Below are 21,312 nucleotides of genomic sequence, written 5' to 3'. Positions count from 1 at the left end.
CCGCTTCGGCGGGTTTTTGTGTATCAATCTCAAATGTCTGTTTTCTACAAATCAATTCCGGACGGCAATCATCAACCCCAGTTCTTTGTAGCGCATCCCGAATTTTTTGGCAATCTGGGCATTGGTCAGGCTGCCTTTGTAGATGTAAACGCCACTGCGGTAATGCTCGTTCATGAACAGAATTTCGTTGATGCCGCCATGTTTGGCAATTTCAGCGAAGATGGGCGTAAAGATGTTGCTAAGTGCATTGGTGGCAGTACGCGGCACCCGAGATGGTATGTTGGGCACACAGTAATGAATAATATCGTATTTGCGGTACACAGGCCGGCTATGCGAGGTAATCTCTGAGGTCTCGAAGCAGCCACCCTGATCGATACATACATCAATGATAACAGAACCGGGGCTCATCTGAGCAATCACCATTTCCTCTACCATACAGGGCATCCGGCCTTCATCGGCTACCAATGCTCCGATCACCACATCAGCCTGCTTTATTTCGTTGTAGAGCACGGCTTTGTCGAGGGTAGAGGTAAACAGCTGCGCCCCTATGTTGTGCTTTAGCCGGCGAAGCTTGTAAATATGGTTATCGAATACCTTTACTTCTGCACCTAAACCTATAGCTGCCCGGGCGGCATGCTCTGCCACCGTGCCAGCCCCCAGTATAACTACTTTGGAAGGTGGTACTCCTGTTATGCCACCCAGAATAACACCTTTACCCTCGTTGCTGCTGCTCAGGTATTCTGCGGCAATCAGCATAACGGTACTACCGGCAATCTCGCTCATGGCACGCACTACCGGCTTGGCATCCGATTTATCGCGGATAAGCTCGAATGAGATGGCATTAATCTTTTTGCGGAGCAGCGCCTGCACATAATCAGATGTCAGGTTGCCGAATTGGAGCGCCGATATCAGGGTTTGGTTGGGGCGCAGGTACTCAATTTCTTCGTAGGTAGGCGGTGCGATCTTCAGAATTACTTCTGCCTCGTAAATTTCTTCGGCTGAATACACCACCTTGGCACCTGCCTCCGAATATTCGTGGTCTGAGTATTTAGACGGGCTTCCGGCACCAGACTCTACCCAGATGCGGTGGCCCTGGTCGGTAAGTTGCTTAACGGCATCGGGTGTAAGACCAATCCGGTTTTCCTGAAAAGAAGACTCCTTTGGCAAACCAATAAAGAGGCTGCGGTAACGCTCCTCCACGGCCAGCATCGATTCTTTGGGATACAATGCGGAGCTGGTGGCCAGCCTGCCCATGTTTACGGCGAATCTCTCCGTCATATCATACTTTCTTAATAACCATGATGCGCTCCTCACCCTCGGCGGCGGGCTGCATCGAAACATGCAGGTACTTTTCCGGCAACAAATTTGGGATAAGCGATGGCCATTCTATCAGGCACATCCTCCCCGAATCAAAATACTCAAGAACACCCATTTCGAGCGCCTCCCGTTCATCTTTTATTCTATAAAAATCGAAATGATAGATCAGGTTGCCTGTTGCTGTTTCATATTCGTTCACCAAAGCAAAGGTTGGGCTGCTTACGTTTTCGTGTACGCCCAGCTGGCGGCAAAGCTCTTTTATAAGCGTTGTTTTGCCGGCTCCCATTGGTCCTTCGAACAAAATAACGGCTTCCTCTCTGGATTCCTCTAAAAGCACAGAAGCCGCCGCTGGCAAATCGGCCAACGACGACATCTTTATACGTGCTTTCTCAAGTGCAGTGTTATGCATTTTTCGGTGTAAGGGTTATTAACGGAATTATGACCTCTTCTAACGACACCCCGCCATGCTGAAAAGTATCTTTATAATAATTCACGTAATAGTTGTAGTTGTTAGGGTACGCAAAAAAGTAATCTTCTATTGCGAATACAAACGTAGTGGAAACGTTGGCTTTTGGCAAGAAAAATCGTTCCGGCTTTGGCACTGTAAAGACATCTTTATCGGTATAACCCAGGTTTTTACCGTGCTTGTAGCGCAGGTTAGTGTTAGTGGCCCGGTCGCCTATAATTTTAAACGGCCTTTTTACCCGGATGGTGCCGTGGTCGGTAGTAATGATGAGCCTTGCTTTGCGTTCCGAAATAAGCCGAAGTGTTTCGTAGAGCGGCGAGTGCAGGAACCACGAACGGGTAATGGAGCGGTAAGCCGACTCGTCGGGGGCCAGTTCGCGCACCATGTTGCTGTCGGTGCGGGCATGCGAAAGCATATCCACAAAGTTATACACGATTACGTTCAGCTTGTTGTTATCGAGGTTATTGAACTTGGCCAGCAGATCTTTGCCGGCTGCCGGGTTCGTAATTTTGTGATAACTATGCTTGTCGGTGATGCGGTTTTGCTGGCACTGTATGTCCAGAAACTCAGGCTCATTCAGGTTCTTGCCTTCTTCCTCATCATCACCAACCCACAGGTTCGGATACTTTTTGGCGATTTCGTTGGGCAGCATACCCGAAAAAATGGCATTACGGGCGTAGGCAGTGGTGGTAGGCAGAATGGAATAATACATCTCCTCGGTGTCGATGGTGAACATCTCCGAAATAATCGGCTCCAGCACCTTCCATTGGTCGTAGCGCAGGTTGTCTATCAGCAGGAAATATACAGGCTTGTCGGACTCCTTCATCATCGGGAACACGCGTTCCCTGAACACCTCATGCGACATAAGCGGCGCATCGTCAGAATCTTTATTGATCCAGTCTTCATAGTTTTCCATGATAAACTTGGCGAAGTTGGAGTTGGCCTCATCTTTCTGCATATTTATCACGTCGGCCATGCTTTTGTTCTCCGTCTCATCTATTTCCAGCTCCCAGAACACCAGCTTTTTATAAATATCAGCCCATTCTACCGAGCTTAGGCGTTCGCCAAAAGCCATCCCCAGCGTCCGGAAGTCGCGCTGGTAGCTCATGTTGGTGCGCTCCGAAACCAGCCGCTTGTTATCGAGCAGTTTCTTTACCGAAAGCAGAATCTGGTTGGGGTTGAGGGGCTTGATCAGGTAGTCTGATATTTTAGAGCCGATGGCTTCTTCCATAATATGCTCTTCCTCACTTTTGGTGATCATGATCACGGGCACGGCCGGGCGCATGGCTTTTAGCTCCGTCAGGGTTTCGAGGCCACTGATGCCGGGCATGTTCTCATCCAGGAAAACTACATCGTAGCTGCTTTCCTGAAACTTCTCGATGGCATCGGCGCCGCTGTTTACTGGTGTAATATCGTAGCCCCGCTCTTCCAGGAAAAGAATATGCGGCTTCAGCAGGTCTATCTCATCATCTGCCCACAAAATGTTATATCTTTGCATAGTTTTATGTTAGTTATTTTTGGTTCTGGGTTAATCAGCTCAAATACTGTTCCTTAATTGTTTTTCAGGCTGGCATAAACGCTTCTTATATTCTTACTGCTATGCCTTTTAAACGGTTAGCGCACCTAATTTTATTTCTTGATGAACAAAAAGAAAATCATCAATGACCCCGTTTACGGATTTATCACCGTCCCGTCTGAGCTTCTGTACGATATAATAGAGCACCCTTACTTTCAGCGCCTGCGCCGCATTAAGCAACTGGGCCTGACAGAAATGGTGTATCCCGGGGCTTTGCATACACGGTTTCATCATGCGCTGGGAGCCATGCACCTGATGAGCATGGCGCTGGATACGCTCCGAAGTAAAAATAACGAAATAAACGATACCGAGTACGAAGCCTCGCTCATCGCTATTCTGCTACACGACATAGGGCACGGTCCTTTTTCGCATGCCCTCGAAACCGCCATTTTTAAGGAAGTGCATCACGAGCACCTGTCGCTCCACATCATGCAGCTGCTCAACAAGGCTTTTGGCGGGAAACTGGAACTGGCCATGCAGATTTTCACCGGCACCTACCACCGCAAGTTTTTTCACCAGCTGGTTTCGAGCCAGCTCGACGTAGACCGCCTCGATTACCTGAACCGCGACAGCTTTTACACCGGCGTGTACGAAGGTAAGATTGGAGCAGACCGGCTAATAAAAATGCTCGATGTAGCCAACGACCAGTTGGTGGTGGAGGAAAAGGCCATTTACAGTATCGAGAACTTTCTGGTAAGCCGCCGCCTGATGTACTGGCAGGTGTACCTGCACAAAACCGTTATCAGTGCCGAGAACATGGTGCTGCGCACGGTGCAACGCGCCCGCGAGCTGGTGCAGGCAGGTGTAGAGTTACCCGGCAGCCCCTGCCTCCTCTACTTCCTGGAGTCTGACCTGACCTTAGAGAATTTCGAAGCAGACCATACTATACTGGAGCGCTTTATCGCCCTCGATGACCATGATGTGTGGAGCGGCATTAAACTCTGGGCCACCCACCCCGACAAAATACTTTCGTTTCTCTCTACCAACATCCTGAACCGTCGACTCTTCAAAGTTATCATAGCAAACAAGCCTTATGACGAGGAGTTCCTGCTGGGCATCAGCGAGCTAGTGCAGGAGCATTACCAGATTCCGGCCGAAGATGTAAAGTACCTCATGATTTCAGGAAAGATCAGCAACAACGCGTACCAGGCCGAAGGGCAGTCGATTGACGTGCTCACGAAAGCAGGCTATGTAGTAGATGTGGCCGATGCCTCTGACCTGCCTAACATAAGAGCGCTACGCGATAAGGTGGAGAAATACTACGTGTGCTACCCCAAGGAGGTAGCCCATTAGGCAGAAGCAATTATTTAAATAAAATTGCCCTCCGGAAGGATTTTAATCGTTTTTCAGTAAAGGGGTACAAGGCAATATCACCCGTTACTTGAATCAGTTTGAAACTTTACTTATCTCCAGCATTATACATCCTGAATCTCAACAATAAACCACTAAACAATTTAACAAGCAGAAAACAAATTATGCGAATAAAAATGGCCTTCCGAAGGTTTAGTGGCGGTTTTTAGTCAAGGCTATGAACAGGTTTCTCCGGCATCTGATTTGTGCATAGCTACGTAGACAAAGGAAACCTTACCATACAACAACCATTGTCTACACAAGAGGAGAATAACCAGCCTGAAAAAGCAACTACAGGTCGTCGGAATTTTATTGGCAAGTCGTTGGCTTTAGGAGCCTTGGGCCTGTCTGGGTGCTGGCATGCAGCTGCCATGGCCAGTGCTCCGTCTGCACCACCTAAAAAGGCAGCCTCCACACTACCTGCACGCGGCAACTACCTTATTAAGCAGGCTTACATAATTACCGTAGATCCTGAATTAAACGATTTGCCTGCCGGCGATGTGCACCTGAAAAACGGTGCCATTGTAGCAGTAGGCCAAAACCTGCAGGCTGCAGGCGCCACGGTGGTAAACGGGGAAGGAATGATTGTACTGCCTGGCCTGATAGACACACACTGGCACATGTGGACTGCCCTGCTGCGCAGTATGGCCGGCAACACCAAAGGCAAAGGCTATTTCGACACAACCAGCCACTACGGCCCCCACTTCCTGCCCGGAGATATGTACCAGAGCACCCGCCTGGCCACCACCGAAGCCCTTTTTTCCGGTATTACCACAGTGCACGACTGGAGCCACAACGTACGTAGCCTGCAACACGCCGAAGCCAGCTTACGGGCGCTGCAAGAAAGCGGATTGCGGGCAAGGTATTCCTGTGGCACAGCAGCCGGGCAAAAAGGCACCAGCAGCATGAACTTCAGCACACTAGACCACCTGCACCGGCACTGGCCTGCTTATGCTGCAGAAAATCTCCTGAGTTTAGGCTTTGCCTGGCGCGGCATCGGCGGCCACCCTGCCATTGAGAGCGAGGCAGAAACCGGTAAAGCAGAACTTGCCAAAGCTCGGGCCATGAAGTTGCCAATAACCATACACGCCAGCGCAGGCGGCATCATTGGCAAACTGGCAGAAGCCAGGCTAATGGGCAAAGACATGCAACTGGTGCATGCCACAGACGCAACCGAGCAGGAAATTAGCAACATGGTGAAGGCAGGGGCCTCTATCAGTTTTTCGCCTTACAGTGAGTTGCGCATAGGCTATGGCATACCTCCTATAACCAAATGTTTAGATGCCGGAGCTACCATCAGTTTGTCAGTAGACACTACCACCCTGTCGGGCAATGCCGATATGTTTGCCATCATGAAAATTTTCCTGAACCTGGCCAATGCCCTCAACAAAGATGAGTTTAGCCTCACAGCCCGGCAGGTGCTGGAACTCGCCACGATGGGAGGTGCAAAAGCACTCGGCATTGCCGACCGCACCGGTTCCATTACACCTGGCAAACGAGCCGACATAATTATGGTATCTACCAAGGCGCCTAATCTCGGGCTCTTCACAAACCCTGTAGACCTGGTGGTAGAAGCGGTGCAACCTCATAACGTAGACACAGTTTTTGTAGATGGCCGCCTGCTGAAGCGACATGGTAAGTTAACTTCCGTTCCGGAAGAGCAAGTCTACAAGGAGGCCGCTACTGCACTTGCCAACTTAAAGAAGCGGGCATCCTGAGGCTTAACTTCAGCAGAAAGAATTCGCCATGTACCCCACATCAGCCGGCATTCAATTGCACAGAAGCAATGCATAAGGACAATAAAAAGCAGTGGTACCAGCAGGCAAAAAATAAATTGACTAAATGCCCGTTCTCAGAACAATGTGGTAACATTGCTTTTAGGAGTTATGTTCAGGTAACCAGGCGGCAACATTTCATTTTATACTGACACATATTAGGCACACGCGCAAGAATTTTATTAAGTTTACGCCCCGGACCTATTTACAGAATTATTTTTGCCATAATTTTACGACATGGAATTTACTGTTCAACAGATAGCGGAACTGCTGCAGGGAACAATTGAAGGGAACGATCAGGCCAAAGTCAGCTCTCTCGGTAAAATAGAAGAAGCACAGGCAGGCGCTCTTGCTTTTCTGTCGAACGCAAAATATGAGCCTTACCTGTATACCACAGGTGCCAGTGCCGTTATTGTATCTGATAAACTGGAACTCAAAAAGCCTGTGGCAGCCTCGCTTATTCGGGTGTCAGACCCTTATTCGAGCTTCTCGAAACTTTTGAGCTATTACCAAAATGCGCTGCTGGCCTCTAAAACCGGCCTCGAAGAACCTTGCTTTATGGGCAAAGGCAGTACCATTGGCGAAGGCCATTATCGGGGCGCCTTCTCTTACATAGGGCATAACTGCACCATCGGCAACAACGTCCGCATTTTTCCGCAGGTATACATTGGCGATAACGTAACCATTGGCGACAATACCACGCTGTTTGCCGGTTCCAAACTTTACAGTAACACAGTTATAGGCGCTAACTGCACTATACATGCCGGTGTGGTAATCGGCAGCGATGGCTTTGGCTTTGCCCCACAACCCGATGGCAGCTACCAAACTGTTCCCCAGATCGGTAACGTAGTGCTCGAAGACAATATTTCTATCGGTGCCAACACCACCATCGACTGCGCCACCATGGGCTCTACCATTATTCGCGAAGGCACTAAAATTGATAACCTAGTTCAGATTGCCCACAACGTAGACGTTGGCCGCCATACAGTTATAGCGGCTCAATCCGGAATATCAGGCTCATCGAAGGTAGGAAACCACTGTGTTATTGCCGGGCAGGTTGGCATAGTTGGCCACATTACGCTTGCTGATAAAACCACCGTTGGCGCACAGTCTGGCGTGTCTAAATCTGTTACCAAGTCTGGCACCATTATTCAGGGCTCGCCGGCATTCGATTACAAGCAAAACCTGAAGGCCATTGCTGTATTTCGGAACCTGCCTGAGCTACAGCGCGAACTCGACTTTTTAAAAGAGAGCAACCGCAACCAGAGCGAGATCAGGGATATAAAATAATACTAGTAAGAGCCACGATTATATAGTAAGTTTGCGTGCCCCTTTGGGTTCCCGGTAGCTTGTATGGCAAAAGACAGTCTTTCTGCTCCCTTTGTGATACAAAGCCCAACTATAAAACACTGTATTACATTAATGAACGAAAAACAGCACACCATAAAGGCTCCTGTAACCGTTACTGGCATTGGATTGCATACTGGCATCGTGTCTAATATGACGTTTAAGCCTGCCCCTGCCAACCATGGCTATAAGTTTCAGCGGATAGATATGCCCGGGCAGCCGCTTGTGAACGTGGATGTGGATAATGTGGTAGACCTCTCGCGCGGCACCACCATAGAGCAGAACGGAGCACGCGTAAACACAGTGGAGCATACCCTGGCGGCACTCGTAGGCCTGCAGATAGATAATGTGCTGATTGAGCTGGACGGTCCTGAGCCTCCTATAATGGACGGCTCGGCTATTGAGTTTGTAAAGGCTTTAATCTCTGTTGGCATGCAGGAGCAGAATGCGCTCCGCAATTACTTTGAAATAACCAAAGGCATTAGCTACAAAGACGATGCCCGTGGCGTAGAAATAGCAGCCCTCCCCCTCGATGATTACCGCCTGACTGTAATGGTGGATTATAACTCGCCGGTGTTGGGTAGCCAGCATGCCTCTATTACCGATATCACGCAGTTTCAGGAAGAAATTGCCTCTTGCCGAACGTTCTGCTTTTTGCATGAGCTGGAGGCCCTTTTCAAGCAAAATCTTATTAAAGGCGGCAACCTCGATAATGCCATTGTTATAGTAGACCGTGTGGTGCAGGAAGATGAACTTGCGCACCTGTCGGAGTTGCTGAACAAGCCCAAAGTATCGGTGCAGGAAGAAGGCATACTGAACAACACAGAGCTTCGCTTTAAAAACGAACCGGCCCGCCACAAGCTCCTCGACCTGATCGGCGACCTGGCCCTGATCGGAAGACCGATAAAAGGCCAGATTCTGGCTGCCCGGCCAGGCCATGCGGCCAACGTAGCCTTCGCCAAAAAAGTGAAGCGGCTTATTCAGGAGTCGGTTATTAAGAACATCCCTACTTACGATCCCAAAAAGCCGCCGGTAATGGATATTAACCAGATTGCAGCTACTCTGCCGCACCGGTATCCATTCCTGCTGATCGACAAAATTATTCATCTGGACGACACCATGGTAGCGGGCATCAAGAACGTGACCATGAATGAACCTTTTTTCCAGGGCCATTTCCCGAACAATCCGGTTATGCCAGGCGTGCTTCAGATAGAGGCTATGGCACAGACGGGTGGTATTCTGGTGCTGAACGCCATGGACAACCCCGATGACTACTGGACTTACCTTCTGGCTATAGACAAGTGCCGCTTTAAGCGCAAAGTAGTGCCCGGAGACACGATTATCTTTAAATGTGAACTGCTGGCTCCTCTCAAGCGCGGTATTGCCAAAATGGCTGGTCAGGCCTTTGTAAATGGTCAACTGGTAATTGAAGCAGAAATGTCGGCAATGATTGTTAAAAAAGACGCATGAACCAGCCATTAGCATACATCCACCCGGAGGCAAAAATAGCTCAGAACGTTGTTGTAGAACCTTTCTCTACTATTCATAAAAATGTAGAAATAGGCGAAGGCACCTGGATCGGCCCAAACGTGACCATAAATGAAGGAGCACGTATTGGCAAAAACTGTAAGATTTTTCCGGGCGCTGTTATTGCCTCGGTACCACAAGACCTTAAATTTGCCGGTGAGGTAACAACTGCCATCATTGGCGATAACACCGTCATCAGAGAATATGTAACCGTTAGCCGCGGCACCATAGACAAGATGAAGACTGTGGTGGGCGGCAACTGCCTGATTATGGCCTATGCCCATATTGCCCACGACTGCATGGTAGGCAACAACTGCATTATCGGTAATGCGGTGCAAATGGCTGGTCACGTAGAGGTTGGTGATTATGCCATTGTAAGTGCCATGAGCGCCATTCATCAGTTCGTTAAAATCGGTTCGCATGCCTTTATTTCTGGTGGTTGCCTGGTGCTGAAAGATGTGCCACCCTATGTTAAAGCTGCTCGTGAGCCACTTTCCTATGCCGGCATTAACTCGGTTGGTTTGCGCCGCAGAGGCTTTGTGAGCGAGCAGATAAACGAGATACAGCAGATTTACCGCTTCCTGTTTATGAGCGGCCTCAACAACTCACAGGCCCTCGATAAAATAGAGCTGGACCTGATGCCAAGTACCGAACGCGACGAGATAACTAACTTTATCCGAAACTCGGGTCGTGGCATTATTAAAGGATATTTTTCAAAAGATGCTAATTAACCTAAGCAATTTAGGTAAACGCTACAATTACGAGTGGATTTTCCGGAACCTGACTTTTACGTTTGAGTCTGGCTCCAGTTATGCCATACTGGGCCACAATGGCTCCGGGAAGTCCACTCTTCTTACACTAATTGCAGGCCACAACCTGCCCAGCGAAGGCGAACTCTCCTATTCGCTTTCCGGCAGCCCCATTGCCCCCGAACAAGCTTTCCGTCAATTATCTCTTACGGCCCCCTACCTGGAACTGGTGGAGGAGTTTACGCTGCACGAAATGCTCTCCTTTCATGCCAACTTTAAGCCACTCCGGCACAACATCAGCCACGGGCAACTTATAGAGCGCATGGGCCTTACCAAAGCGCGTAACAAGTTTGTGAAAGACTTTTCGTCGGGCATGAAGCAGCGCCTGAAACTGGGGCTGGCCCTTTACGCCGATACGCCCCTGCTGCTGCTCGACGAACCAACCACTAACCTCGACTCCGAAGGAATTGCCTGGTACCAGGAGCATGTGGACCTAAACAAAACCGACCGCATTGTTATCATTGGCTCAAACATAGAGCATGAGTACGGCTTCTGCGAACAGCGTCTCCACATCACCGATTTTCACCCGGTAAGCCGCCGCTAACCTCTTACCCTTGAGCCTTTACACCGCAAAAATCCTTTGGAAGGGCATTTTCATTAGAATAATTTGATTGCTGCCTGTTAAATTGTTTGATGGTTAATTTGGAAATTTGAAGATGAGTGAATGAAGACTTTTAACCTTTAACTAATTAAAGGTCTAACATCTATAATCTAGCATCTAATATCTTTTTTGCCTTCGGAAGGCCCATTTCATTTGAAAAATTCTGACGGAACAAAAAACTCATTGCTTTTAACGCTTAACTAATTTATATCTATTTGCCATTTTCCCTAACTTTGCAGCAACACTATAACCAGACACGATGGGACGCGCATTTGAATTTAGAAAAGCCCGTAAGTTTAAACGTTGGGATAAAATGTCGAAGGCCTTTACCCGCTTGGGTAAAGAAATTGTAATAGCAGTAAAAGAAGGTGGTCCGAACCCGGAATCGAATGCCCGTTTGCGCACTGCCATACAAAACGCCAAAGGCGTTAACATGCCCAAAGACCGTGTAGAGGCTGCCATAAAACGTGCCTCTTCTAAAGAAGAAAAAAACTACGACGAAGTAGTGTACGAAGGCTACGGCCCCTACGGCATTGCCATTCTGGTAGAGACTGCTACCGACAATATTAACCGTACCGTTGCCAACATGCGGGTATACTTTTCACGGGCAGGAGGCGCAGTAGGCAAAACCGGCTCCCTCGACTTTATCTTCACACGTAAAGGCATTTTTAAAATAGCCACCGAAGGCGTAGACATAGAAGAACTGGAGCTGGAGCTAATAGATTTTGGTGCCGACGATATTTATGAGCACGAAGGTGAAATTATAGTAGAAACCGCCTTTACCGACTTTGGCACCATGCAAAAAGCGCTGGAAGAAAAAGGGCTGAACGTGATAACGGCCGAGTTGCAACGCATACCGAACACTCGCACCGAACTCACCGACGAACAAGCAGAAGAAATAGAGAACCTGATTGAGAAGATAGAAGAAGACGACGACGTACAGGCGGTTTATCATAATATGCTTTAATACATTTTGTGTAATCAATATCAGAAAGCTGTCCGGTGCTCACCACATCGGGCAGCTTTCTTTTTAAAACCAACAGAACACCACCCACTAAGCCGGAGGCCACATGCTTACATATATTTTATTTATTGCAGGGTTTGTTTTGTTAATTATAGGAGCTGATATTCTTGTTACCGGCTCCACCTCCCTCGCCAAACGTTACAATATTTCAGATATGGTGGTGGGCCTGACCATTGTATCTTTCGGAACTTCTCTGCCCGAACTCATTATCAACATCATCGCTAGCATGTCAGGTAATTCAGAGCTGGCAATTGGTAATATTTTTGGTAGCAATGTGGCTAACCTCCTGCTCATTCTCGGTATTGCCGCCCTTATCTGTACCCTACCCATTAAGCGCAACACCGTTCTCACCGAAATACCTTTTTCGCTCATAGCCACCTTACTGGTAGGTTTCCTGGCCAACGCGGTCTTGTTTGAGGGAGATAAATACCTGCACATAAGCAGAACAGATGGTGGCATTCTGCTGTTCTTCTTTGTGTTGTTTATGGCTTACATTTATAACATAGCCAAAACGAACAACGACCCTGAACCAGAAGAAGACACCGGTCCGGTTATGTCGATGGGCAAGTCTATGCTCTACATTCTGCTTGGTGTGGTGGGTTTGTTTTTCGGGGGGCAGTGGGTGGTAAATGGTGCTGTTCAGATAGCCGGTATATTAGGTATGAGCGAGTCGCTGGTGGGGCTTACAGTAGTGGCTGTCGGCACATCGCTGCCGGAACTGGTTACCTCAGCTATGGCTGCCTACCGTCGCAACATCGATATTGCAGTTGGCAATGTTATCGGCTCCAACATCTTTAACCTGCTGTGGATATTAGGGATCAGTGCCATTATTAACCCGCTTCCTTTCGATGTAGTGAGTAATACAGATATCGTGATGATGATATTTGCAAGTACTCTCCTGATTGTAGCCATCCCTGTCGGAAAGAAAAACGCGATCGACCGCTGGAATGGTATCCTCTTTTTGCTGGTGTATGTGGTATATGTTATCTTTCTGATTAATCGTGGCTAATTAATATCTGTAAATTATACAATTAATACCTTTTCATCTGGTTTCGCAACATTTAGAACATGCTCCCGGGCACTTTAATCCAATGTTGTTAACTGCGCTTTATAACTTAAAATGTGCTTGACTTTTATTTAATATTGCAGAGCGACCATAAACTTTACACCAGGTTATTTAAGCACCTGGTGCATTTGTCTTTTACGGTACGTCAAACTGGCTATGCAGCTACGCTAAGCCTCGGTTTCTATTTTCTCTCAGTATCTCTCCCTCTCCTGGTTAGTCTTAAATATTAGAAAAACAAATCCCTTTTTTAGCTCAAAAAACGCTATTTTTATAATTGACGTAGTAATGAAGTAGTTGAAAAGTAGCAGTGCAGTATACTAATATTCGTTAGTTACGTGTAATCTCTTTAGCTTTCCAACATCAATTTTAATTTTCCCCACCTGCTATAGTATTTAGTTAAAGAAAAGAATATATCAAGCATTATTTTCTTAGCATTACTCACAAACATTAGTTACTTTTTACAAAGTATTCCTTTTGCTTACAACTAACTAAACAAGAACAAACGCCTTTTAACAATTAAACATGATATGAGAAAATACTTTTACTTAGCATTTAATTGTGCAATTTCAGCAACCGTCTGTTTCCCGGCAGTTGCTTTTGCAGGACCAACTGAGGCGCTAGCTCCGCCTATTGTTATTGCCAGTTATGCCCTGCAGGTAACTGGTGTGGTAACAGGCCCTACCGGAGAGTTGTTAATCGGCGCAAGTGTCGGACTCAAAGGAACCACTACAGGTACTACAACAGACCTGGATGGCCGCTACAGCCTTAGCATTCCGGATGAAGGAGGTACATTGGTCATTTCCTACCTGGGCTACCAAACTAAAGAAGTGCAGGTTGCACCGGGCCAATCCACAGCAAACGTAGTTTTAAGCTTAAATGCCAACTCACTGGAGGAAGTGGTGGTAGTGGGCTATGGCGTGCAGAAGAAAAGCGTGGTAACAGGGGCTATTTCAAGTGTAAGCTCCTCCGACCTGGAGAACATGCCGATTACCAGGGTGGAGCAGGCACTACAGGGCCGAACCTCCGGCCTTACCATTACGCAGAACTCAGGCCAGCCAGGGGCAGCCTCTACCGTAAGAGTGCGGGGCACCACCACTATCAACAACAGCGACCCACTTTATATAGTAGATGGTGTGCAGATTGGTGGAGGCATCGATTACCTGAACCAGGCCGACATCGAGTCGATTGAAGTGTTGAAAGATGCAGCTTCGGCTGCTATATACGGCGCACGCGCTGCCAACGGAGTTATTATAGTAACAACCAAGAAAGGCAAGAGTGGACAAATGGCCGTTAATTACAACGGTTTTTTTGGCACACAGGCTCCCTGGCGCAAGCTGGACCTGCTAAATGCCCGCGAGTACGCCACGCTTTACAACGAAGCCAGTGCAGCAGGTGGTGGCCCTATCCGTTTTCAGGACCCGGCAGCTCTGGGGCAGGGTACAGACTGGCAGGATGCCGTGTTCAGCAACAATGCCCCCATCCAGAACCATGAACTAAGCGTTTCAGGCGGTAGCGAAAAATCTACTTATTATGCCTCGTTCGGTTACTGGAACCAGGAAGGCATTGTAGCACCCGACAATTCGAAGTACGAGCGGTTTACGGTTCGGCTGAATTCTTCTCATAAAGTTACCAAAGCCATCACCTTTGGTAACAACCTCGGCTACACTCGCACCTCCTCCATTGGTGTTGAACCGAATAGCGAGTGGGGCTCTCCGCTTAACCGCGCCATTAACATGGACCCTATTACACCGGTTATCGAAACCGATCCTTCCAGGCTCAATGCGCCTCCTTTTACCGATCAGCCGGTGGTGCGCGATGCCCTGGGCAGACCGTATGGTATTTCGCAGTATGTTTTCTCTGAAATCCTGAACCCGGTGGCAGCTCTGGCGGTGGCACAGAACAAAGGCTGGTCCGATAAAATTGTGGGTAACGTGTTTGCTGAAATAGAACCATTGGAGGGCTTAAAGCTGCGATCGAGCATGGGCGTTGACCTGGCCTTCTGGGGCGACCAAAGCTTTGCACCAGTGTATTACCTGAGCGGCACTTTTAACAACACCCTCAACGATTATACCCGCAACGCAAACCGCGGTATGTTCTGGCTCCTCGAAAACACCGCCTCCTATACCCGCTCCTTTGGGCTGCATAACTTAACACTTCTGGCCGGTACATCTGCCCAACGAAATTATGGTGAGCAGCAGGGTGGCACCAAATCAGGCATCCCGGCTACTAACCTCGAAGAAGCTTCTTTAGCCTTTCCGGTAGCCAACGAGAACCAGTTGTTCTCCGGCAGCGAATACCAGGAAACGCTGGCCTCCCTTTTTGGCCGGGTTATTTATAATTACGACGAACGCTACCTTTTTACAGGTATTGTGCGCCGCGACGGTTCCTCCCGCTTTGGATCTAACAACAAATTCGGCGTTTTCCCATCTGTTTCAGTGGGTTGGGTGGTTTCCCGCGAAAATTTCTTTCCGGAGAACAATGCCGTTAACTTCCTGAAAATACGTGGTTCCTATGGTGTAAATGGCAACAACCAGATCGGTGACTTCCGGTACCTGCCTACTGTGGGTGGTGGCCGCTACTACACCCTCGGCTATGGCACCGATGCCAGGCTTATAAACGGTGTTAGCCCTAATGCGCTCTCTAACCCCGATCTGCGCTGGGAAGAAACCTCCCAGACCAACTTCGGATTTGAAGCTACTTTATTCCAGGACTTTAACCTGACCTTCGACATCTACAACAAGAAAACAACCGGCATGCTGCTCGATATTGCCATTCCGTGGTACGCTGGCAACAACGGCCCGGTGGGTAACATCGCCGACATGGAGAACAGAGGCTATGAAATAGAGTTAGGCTACGGCAAAACCATTGGCGACTTCACCTTCAATGTTAGCGGCAACGCTTCTTACCTGAAAAACGAAGTAACCTTTCTGGGCGAAGACAAGGAGTTCCTGAACGGGCAGGTTTTCGGGCCTTCCGGCGAGGTGTTTACCCGCACAGAAGTAGGTCGTCCGGTTGGCTTCTTTTACGGCTTTCAGAACAATGGCATCTTCCAGAATGCAGAGGAAGTAGCAACTTATCTGAACAGCGAGGGGCAGCAGCTCCAGCCCAACGCCAGACCAGGAGATTTCAGACGCGTAGACACTAACAACGATGGGGTGATTGACAACGACGACCGCACCATGATCGGCAACCCAACACCCGACTGGACCTACGGCTTTACCTTCTCTGCCAAATGGAAAGGATTAGACTTGATAGTTTTCGGACAAGGCATAGCAGGCAACGATGTGTTTAAAGCCATTCGGCGCTACGACCTGCAAGGCGCTAACTGGACCACCGAGGCACTAGGCCGCTGGACCGGCGAAGGCACCTCTAACACCTTCCCGAGGCTGGCTATAAACGACCCGAACCAGAACTTCAGCCGCAGCTCCGATTTCTATGTAGAAGATGGCTCTTACTTCAGAATTAAAGTTTTACAACTCGGCTATTCGCTGCCGCAGGACCTGATCAGCAAGGCAGGCCTTAACAAAGTGCGCTTCTATGTAACCGGCAACAACCTGTTCACCTTCACCAATTACACCGGCTTCGACCCTGAGATTGGCGGTGGCAGTTTTGGTGTAGACCGGGGCATATATCCGCAGGCCCGCTCCTACATGGTTGGTGTAAATCTTGGCTTTTAATTCTTAATCTGCAACACACATGAAACTGAAACATATCATATTCTCCTCCCTTTTTGCATCCGGCTTAGCTGTTTTCAGCAGTTGCGATAAAGACTTTCTGGAACTGCAACCCAGAGGCACTGAACTGGAAGGCAACTTTTACCAAACTGAAGAGCAGGTGTACCAGGGCCTGATAGCCGTGTACGATGTAATGCAATGGGGCACCAGCGGTGGCTACACCATGAAAATGCCGCTTCTCTCCGTGGCTTCAGACGAAGCACATGCCGGTGGCTCCGATGCCTCCGACCAACCAACCTGGGTACGCTGGGACAATTTCACCATCGATCCTTTTATAACTCCTTCGGTTGGGCTGTGGCAAAAGAACTTTACTGGCGTTTACAGAGCGAACCTGTTGCTGTCTAAACTGGAAGGAGCCAGCGGTCTCGATCCGGTTTTCAGTACACGTGTAATGGCTGAAGCCAAAGCCCTGAGAGCCTACTTCTACTTTGACCTGATGCGCTTTTTTGGAAATGTGCCCTTACTTACAGCAGCCATACCAACCAGCGAGCTTTACAGCCAGGCTCAAGCTGCCCCTACCGATGTGTATGCGCAAATAGAGAAAGACCTGACCGAAGCCCGTGCTGCCTTGCCAGCCACTGTACCCACTGCCGAAAAAGGCCGCTTAACAAGAGGGGCAGCCACCGCTATATTGGGCAAAGTTATCATGTACCAGAACAACACGGCCCGGCTGGCAGAAGCAGCAGGCTTGTTTAACGAAGTTAACACATCCGGGGCTTACCAACTGCTACAGAATTACGGCGATATCTTCGATCCGGCAAACAAATTCCATTCAGAGTCTATTCTGGAGATACCTCATTCTAACCTGGCCTCCTGGGGTGATTGGGGTTGGGTAAACGGCGGAGAAGGCAACGTAGCGCCACAGTTTATTGGCCCCGACGGCTACAACGGCCCCACCTTTGCCTCCGGCTGGGGCTTTGCGCCTGTCTCACTCGACCTGGTAAATGCCCTGCAGGGCGATCCTCGCTTTGAGCACACCATTATAGATGGCAACGCCATGCGCGCAGCCGGTGCCACCTACAACGAGCGCTACCAGAACACCAATTACTTTATCCGGAAATACGCTCCGCTGCAAACGTACCGCCATGGTGGTGCCGGTAACCCCGAGCTGAACTGGCCTATAAACGAAATCGAGATTCGCCTGGCAGATACGTATTTGCTGGAAGCTGAAGCGTTGGTAAGAAGCGGAGGTAATGCAGGCAGAGCGAAAGAGCTGCTCGATGCCGTTCGTGCCCGGGTAGGACTAGCCGCTGTGCCTGTCACCATCGAAAACATTTACCGGGAGCGCCAGCTGGAACTTGCCACTGAAGGGCACCGCTTCTTCGACCTGGTACGCACTGGCAGAGCAGCAGCAGTGCTGGGGCCACTGGGTTTTCAGGCAAACAAGCACGAGGTGCTGCCCATTCCGCAGCAGGAGATAGACATTACCAAAGGCACTCTTAAACAAAACCAAGGTTACTAAACAGCAAAGATCCCATGAACTATAAAATACCAATGCACCGAATCTGCTCTTACCTGGCCTTTGCTTGGCTTATCGGTTTTGTGGCAGCCTGCTCCCCCGACAGCTCCACCTACGAGCTTGGCCCCGCACCGGGCTCCGACATGGTAAAAATTGTAGCCACCCCAAGCAGCACAAACCCTAACATCATCCAGTTCCGCAACGAAACTCCGGGAGCTTTTAAAGCTATTTGGGATCTGGGCAACGGGTCTACGGCAGAGGGCAACCAGGTTAATGGCTCCTACGCTTTGGAAGGTGAATATACCGTTAAGCTCACCGTGTTTACCAAAGATGGTTTTGCCTCTAACACGCAGACTATCAACATAGCCGAGACTAATTTCTCGATGCTGGATCGGCCTGACTACAACGCTCTGACAGGTGGTGCCAGCAGTACAGCCGGTAAAACCTGGGTGTTCGATCCGGTAGGCCCCATGAACTTCGGAGGTCCGGCAGATGCGCCATCATCGTGGTGGAACCAGACCCTGGCCGACCAGAGCGATTGCATGAAAGACGATAAATATGTGTTCCGCTTAGATGGCTTCAGGTTTGAGAACCAGAGCGGTGGTGCCATGTGGGGCATTCTGGATGGAGCCGAAAACCAATGCGTGCCGCAACCTGCCACGCCTCCAGCCAGTGTGTGGAGTCTCTACGAGGAAGGTGGTAAAACCATGCTTTCGCTGAGTAATAGCCAAACCATTGCCTGGGACGATAAAGAAGGCGTGTACGAAGTAATAGAACTGACCGAAAATCGGCTCCACATTCAAAAAACCTGCTGCGGAGGCGCTGGCACACGAAATTACGTGCTCGTGCCAGAAGGTTTTACCCCGCCTGTTGAGGTAGAAGAAAAACCCTACAAAATCGAAAGCATGAACGATAATTTCGATGAGCCGGGCAATGTGGAATGGAAGACAGATGCCCTTACCTTTATGGAAAGCTACGACAACCCTGCTCCTCTTCCGATCAACACCTCGCCTAAAGTAGCCATGTACGTAAAGCAGGAGGGCCAGCCATTTGCCTTCGCTAACCTGTTCATCGACCTGGACTACAAAATGGACCTGCGCCAGCGCAACGTCTTCAAACTAAAAGTATTTATGCCAAGCTACAACGATTTCGTGTCGGCGGCAGGAGAAGACTGGGCTATAAAAACCCTCCTGAAACAGGTATCGATGAAGCTGCAGGATGGCACCTCCGGGTCGCCATGGGAGAACCAGGCCGAAGTGAAACAAACCGTCACCGTGCTTGATAAATGGGTAGAGCTTACCTTCGACTTCAGTGCCCATGCCACCAGAACTGATTTCGACCGGGTACTGATTCAGATTGGCGGCGAAGGCAACTACATTCCTGGCATCTTCTTTATAGACGATTTCAGCCTGGAGCCTTAAAGCAGAGTTGCGCTTTGTGAGGGAGCCTTTGCTTCTCTCACAAAGCGCAACTCCTGCTGTCGCACCTGTTCAACAGTGTTAATCAGAACAATTAGCTGCTGCAATTATGGTTAAATAGTTACTATGCGAACTTAGACAACAAAGACAATAGCCATTGCTTTTGCATCTTGCCCACAAGATCCTTCCAGGATGACAATAATTAGAACAAGGTACAAGTGAAACAGTGGAAGAAATCAAAAACGATTAATCCACTTCACCTCCTGCAAAACAAATTATTCTAATGAAAAAGGCCTTCCGAAGGCTTTTTTTAAGACCCAGGCCACAGGACGTAAGACACGAGACTTTTTTTAGTTAAAAGTGAGGAGTTAAGTTTATGAGTTGAGGATTTTTCATTCATTCGATCACTCATTAAAAATACATCTTTTTACAAATCAACCATTTAACCATTAAACAATTTAACAATCAACATCCAACAATTATCCTAATAAAAATGGCCTTCCGAAGGATTTTCGGTTAGAAACACCCAAGGCCTACACTACACGAAAGAGCACAAAAGCTAACACACATGATTTCTGATACTAACCCAATTGTTAAAATGCCACTTGCCCTGCTCGTAAAATGTTGGGTGTTGCTGTTGTGCACCGGCTGCTCCGGCTCCGACACGCCCAGGCCAATAATTACAGCACCAAAACCACCGCAAGACCTGAACTGGGCCTTCGAAACCACACCTGTCTGGGCCGATGAGTTTACGTATAACGGCCTGCCCGACCCCAACAAATGGGATTACGACATTGGTGGCAGTGGCTGGGGCAACAACGAGCTGCAGTACTACACCAACAGCGCCAGCAATGCCAGTGTCGCGAACGGCCTCCTGACCATTACAGCCCGTAAAGAAAGCAGAGAAGGCAAAGACTACACATCTGCCAGGCTCGTGACCCGCAACAAAGGCGACTTTTTGTATGGCCGCTTCGAAATAAAAGCCAAACTCCCCACTGGCAAAGGCACCTGGCCCGCCATCTGGATGCTCCACACCGACTGGGCCTACGGCAACTGGCCAAAATCAGGTGAGATCGATATTATGGAACACGTAGGCTACGACCAGAACAAGGTGCATATGAGCGTGCACACCGAAGCCTACCACCACAGCATCGGTACCCAAAAAACAGCTACCAAGATAATTCCTACGGCCAGCTCCGACTTTCACGTGTACCGCCTCGACTGGACACCTTATGCCGTGCGTGGCTATATGGATGATTTGCTGGTATTCGAGTTCCGCAACGAGGGCAAAGGCTACAGCGTGTGGCCCTTCGACAAGCGCTTTCACCTGCTGCTCAACATTGCCGTGGGCGGCGACTGGGGCGGCGCCCAAGGCATAGACCCCGACATTTATCCGCAAACTATGGAAGTGGAATATGTGCGGGTATATAAAATGGTGGAGAAATAAGTCTATTCTGAACAACCGGCACCAACCTTAGCAAAAAACATTCGCCTGCTTTTTATATGCTGCGGCACCTCCATTTGCTGGTGCCCTGGCTCCTCTTTGACCAAAAATGCAGCTACATCCAATCAAAATTTAAAAATCATGACCATAACGAAGATAGCCTTTACTGCACTCCTCTTCTCTCTAACCCTAACAGCTTGCCAGGCTCAGCGAAAACCGCAAACAGTAGCTGCCAAGCGAGTAGCAACCTATGTAGCGCCCACCGCTTCAGAAATTGAGCAGAAAGTAGATGCACTGCTCCGCCAGATGACGCTCGAAGAAAAAGTGGGCCAGATGGCGCAGATAACACTCGATGTGATCGGGAAAGGCGAAAACCGCTACTCCAGCTTCGAACCGCTT

15 protein-coding genes and 1 pseudogene are annotated in these 21,312 nt (G+C 49.0%); 13 read left to right on the top strand and 3 right to left on the bottom strand.

Features of this window, described 5'->3' with window-relative positions:
- Window positions 1–51: 51 nt before the first annotated feature.
- From FVR03_RS16030 to porX, 3 genes are read right to left on the bottom strand one after another with little or no spacing between them, the layout of a single operon-like run.
- Window positions 52–1,278 carry an alanine dehydrogenase gene (locus FVR03_RS16030; protein WP_147922777.1) on the bottom strand — a complete coding sequence of 409 codons (1,227 nt, stop codon included), beginning with the start codon at window positions 1,276–1,278 and terminating at the stop codon, window positions 52–54.
- Between the two features lies 1 nt (window position 1,279).
- On the bottom strand, window positions 1,280–1,726 hold the full coding sequence (tsaE, locus tag FVR03_RS16025) for a tRNA (adenosine(37)-N6)-threonylcarbamoyltransferase complex ATPase subunit type 1 TsaE (RefSeq protein WP_255474254.1): 447 nt from the start codon (window positions 1,724–1,726) through the stop codon (window positions 1,280–1,282).
- Entirely contained in the window at window positions 1,719–3,281 is a 1,563-nt protein-coding gene (gene porX, locus FVR03_RS16020; RefSeq protein ID WP_147922776.1) for a T9SS response regulator signal transducer PorX, read from the bottom strand. Before porX ends, tsaE begins: the two co-directional genes overlap by 8 nt.
- A 141-nt stretch (window positions 3,282–3,422) precedes the next feature.
- Between porX and FVR03_RS16015 the strand changes: the two genes are divergently transcribed.
- From FVR03_RS16015 to FVR03_RS15955, 13 genes and pseudogenes are all read left to right on the top strand, one after another.
- Window positions 3,423–4,652, top strand: coding sequence for an HD domain-containing protein (locus FVR03_RS16015; RefSeq protein ID WP_147922775.1), 1,230 nt, complete (start codon window positions 3,423–3,425; stop codon window positions 4,650–4,652).
- A gap of 263 nt (window positions 4,653–4,915) precedes the next feature.
- Entirely contained in the window at window positions 4,916–6,427 is a 1,512-nt protein-coding gene (locus FVR03_RS16010; protein WP_147922774.1) for an amidohydrolase family protein, read from the top strand.
- A 294-nt stretch (window positions 6,428–6,721) separates the two neighbouring features.
- Window positions 6,722–7,774 (top strand): UDP-3-O-(3-hydroxymyristoyl)glucosamine N-acyltransferase, encoded by a 1,053-nt coding sequence (lpxD, locus tag FVR03_RS16005; protein WP_147922773.1) that lies wholly within the window; start codon window positions 6,722–6,724, stop codon window positions 7,772–7,774.
- 132 nt (window positions 7,775–7,906) lie between these two features.
- On the top strand, window positions 7,907–9,301 hold the full coding sequence (locus FVR03_RS16000; RefSeq protein WP_147922772.1) for a bifunctional UDP-3-O-[3-hydroxymyristoyl] N-acetylglucosamine deacetylase/3-hydroxyacyl-ACP dehydratase: 1,395 nt from the start codon (window positions 7,907–7,909) through the stop codon (window positions 9,299–9,301).
- Window positions 9,298–10,089, top strand: a complete 792-nt coding sequence (gene lpxA, locus FVR03_RS15995) for an acyl-ACP--UDP-N-acetylglucosamine O-acyltransferase (protein ID WP_147922771.1) — start codon at window positions 9,298–9,300, stop codon at window positions 10,087–10,089. The genes FVR03_RS16000 and lpxA overlap by 4 nt, the downstream gene beginning before the upstream one ends.
- A complete protein-coding gene (locus FVR03_RS15990; protein ID WP_147922770.1) occupies window positions 10,079–10,711 on the top strand; it encodes an ABC transporter ATP-binding protein in 633 nt (210 codons plus the stop codon). The genes lpxA and FVR03_RS15990 overlap by 11 nt, the downstream gene beginning before the upstream one ends.
- Before the next feature lie 316 nt (window positions 10,712–11,027).
- Window positions 11,028–11,735: a YebC/PmpR family DNA-binding transcriptional regulator gene (locus tag FVR03_RS15985; RefSeq protein WP_147922769.1), complete on the top strand. Its 708-nt coding sequence runs from the start codon at window positions 11,028–11,030 to the stop codon at window positions 11,733–11,735.
- A gap of 103 nt (window positions 11,736–11,838) precedes the next feature.
- Window positions 11,839–12,801 (top strand): calcium/sodium antiporter, encoded by a 963-nt coding sequence (locus tag FVR03_RS15980; protein ID WP_147922768.1) that lies wholly within the window; start codon window positions 11,839–11,841, stop codon window positions 12,799–12,801.
- A 584-nt stretch (window positions 12,802–13,385) separates the two neighbouring features.
- A complete protein-coding gene (locus FVR03_RS15975; protein ID WP_147922767.1) occupies window positions 13,386–16,535 on the top strand; it encodes a SusC/RagA family TonB-linked outer membrane protein in 3,150 nt (1,049 codons plus the stop codon).
- Window positions 16,536–16,554: 19 nt separating this feature from the next.
- Entirely contained in the window at window positions 16,555–18,054 is a 1,500-nt protein-coding gene (locus FVR03_RS15970; RefSeq protein WP_147922766.1) for a RagB/SusD family nutrient uptake outer membrane protein, read from the top strand.
- A 14-nt stretch (window positions 18,055–18,068) separates the two neighbouring features.
- Window positions 18,069–19,472: a PKD domain-containing protein gene (locus FVR03_RS15965; RefSeq protein ID WP_147922765.1), complete on the top strand. Its 1,404-nt coding sequence runs from the start codon at window positions 18,069–18,071 to the stop codon at window positions 19,470–19,472.
- Window positions 19,473–20,037: 565 nt separating this feature from the next.
- Window positions 20,038–20,916, top strand: a complete 879-nt coding sequence (locus FVR03_RS15960) for a glycoside hydrolase family 16 protein (RefSeq protein ID WP_255474253.1) — start codon at window positions 20,038–20,040, stop codon at window positions 20,914–20,916.
- Window positions 20,917–21,054: 138 nt separating this feature from the next.
- A pseudogene (locus tag FVR03_RS15955) lies at window positions 21,055–21,312 on the top strand (beta-glucosidase); the annotation flags it as partial.

The organism is Pontibacter qinzhouensis (assembly GCF_008017455.1).
Classification (GTDB): Bacteria; Bacteroidota; Bacteroidia; order Cytophagales; family Hymenobacteraceae; genus Pontibacter; species Pontibacter qinzhouensis.
Note: the sequence above shows the minus strand (reverse complement) of the source record. Positions and strands in the feature narration are given on the sequence as shown.

Excerpts from the sequence above, each read along its gene's own strand:
- FVR03_RS16030 (WP_147922777.1), bottom strand. The coding sequence starts at position 1,278 with ATGACGGAGAGATTCGCCGTAAACATGGGCAGGCTGGCCACCAGCTCC.
- FVR03_RS16000 (WP_147922772.1), top strand. The coding sequence starts at position 7,907 with ATGAACGAAAAACAGCACACCATAAAGGCTCCTGTAACCGTTACTGGC.
- FVR03_RS15965 (WP_147922765.1), top strand. The coding sequence starts at position 18,069 with ATGAACTATAAAATACCAATGCACCGAATCTGCTCTTACCTGGCCTTT.
- FVR03_RS15960 (WP_255474253.1), top strand. The coding sequence starts at position 20,038 with ATGATTTCTGATACTAACCCAATTGTTAAAATGCCACTTGCCCTGCTC.
- FVR03_RS15990 (WP_147922770.1), top strand. The coding sequence starts at position 10,079 with ATGCTAATTAACCTAAGCAATTTAGGTAAACGCTACAATTACGAGTGG.
- tsaE (WP_255474254.1), bottom strand. The coding sequence starts at position 1,726 with ATGCATAACACTGCACTTGAGAAAGCACGTATAAAGATGTCGTCGTTG.
- FVR03_RS15980 (WP_147922768.1), top strand. The coding sequence starts at position 11,839 with ATGCTTACATATATTTTATTTATTGCAGGGTTTGTTTTGTTAATTATA.
- FVR03_RS15970 (WP_147922766.1), top strand. The coding sequence starts at position 16,555 with ATGAAACTGAAACATATCATATTCTCCTCCCTTTTTGCATCCGGCTTA.
- FVR03_RS16015 (WP_147922775.1), top strand. The coding sequence starts at position 3,423 with ATGAACAAAAAGAAAATCATCAATGACCCCGTTTACGGATTTATCACC.
- FVR03_RS15975 (WP_147922767.1), top strand. The coding sequence starts at position 13,386 with ATGAGAAAATACTTTTACTTAGCATTTAATTGTGCAATTTCAGCAACC.
- porX (WP_147922776.1), bottom strand. The coding sequence starts at position 3,281 with ATGCAAAGATATAACATTTTGTGGGCAGATGATGAGATAGACCTGCTG.
- FVR03_RS15985 (WP_147922769.1), top strand. The coding sequence starts at position 11,028 with ATGGGACGCGCATTTGAATTTAGAAAAGCCCGTAAGTTTAAACGTTGG.
- lpxA (WP_147922771.1), top strand. The coding sequence starts at position 9,298 with ATGAACCAGCCATTAGCATACATCCACCCGGAGGCAAAAATAGCTCAG.
- lpxD (WP_147922773.1), top strand. The coding sequence starts at position 6,722 with ATGGAATTTACTGTTCAACAGATAGCGGAACTGCTGCAGGGAACAATT.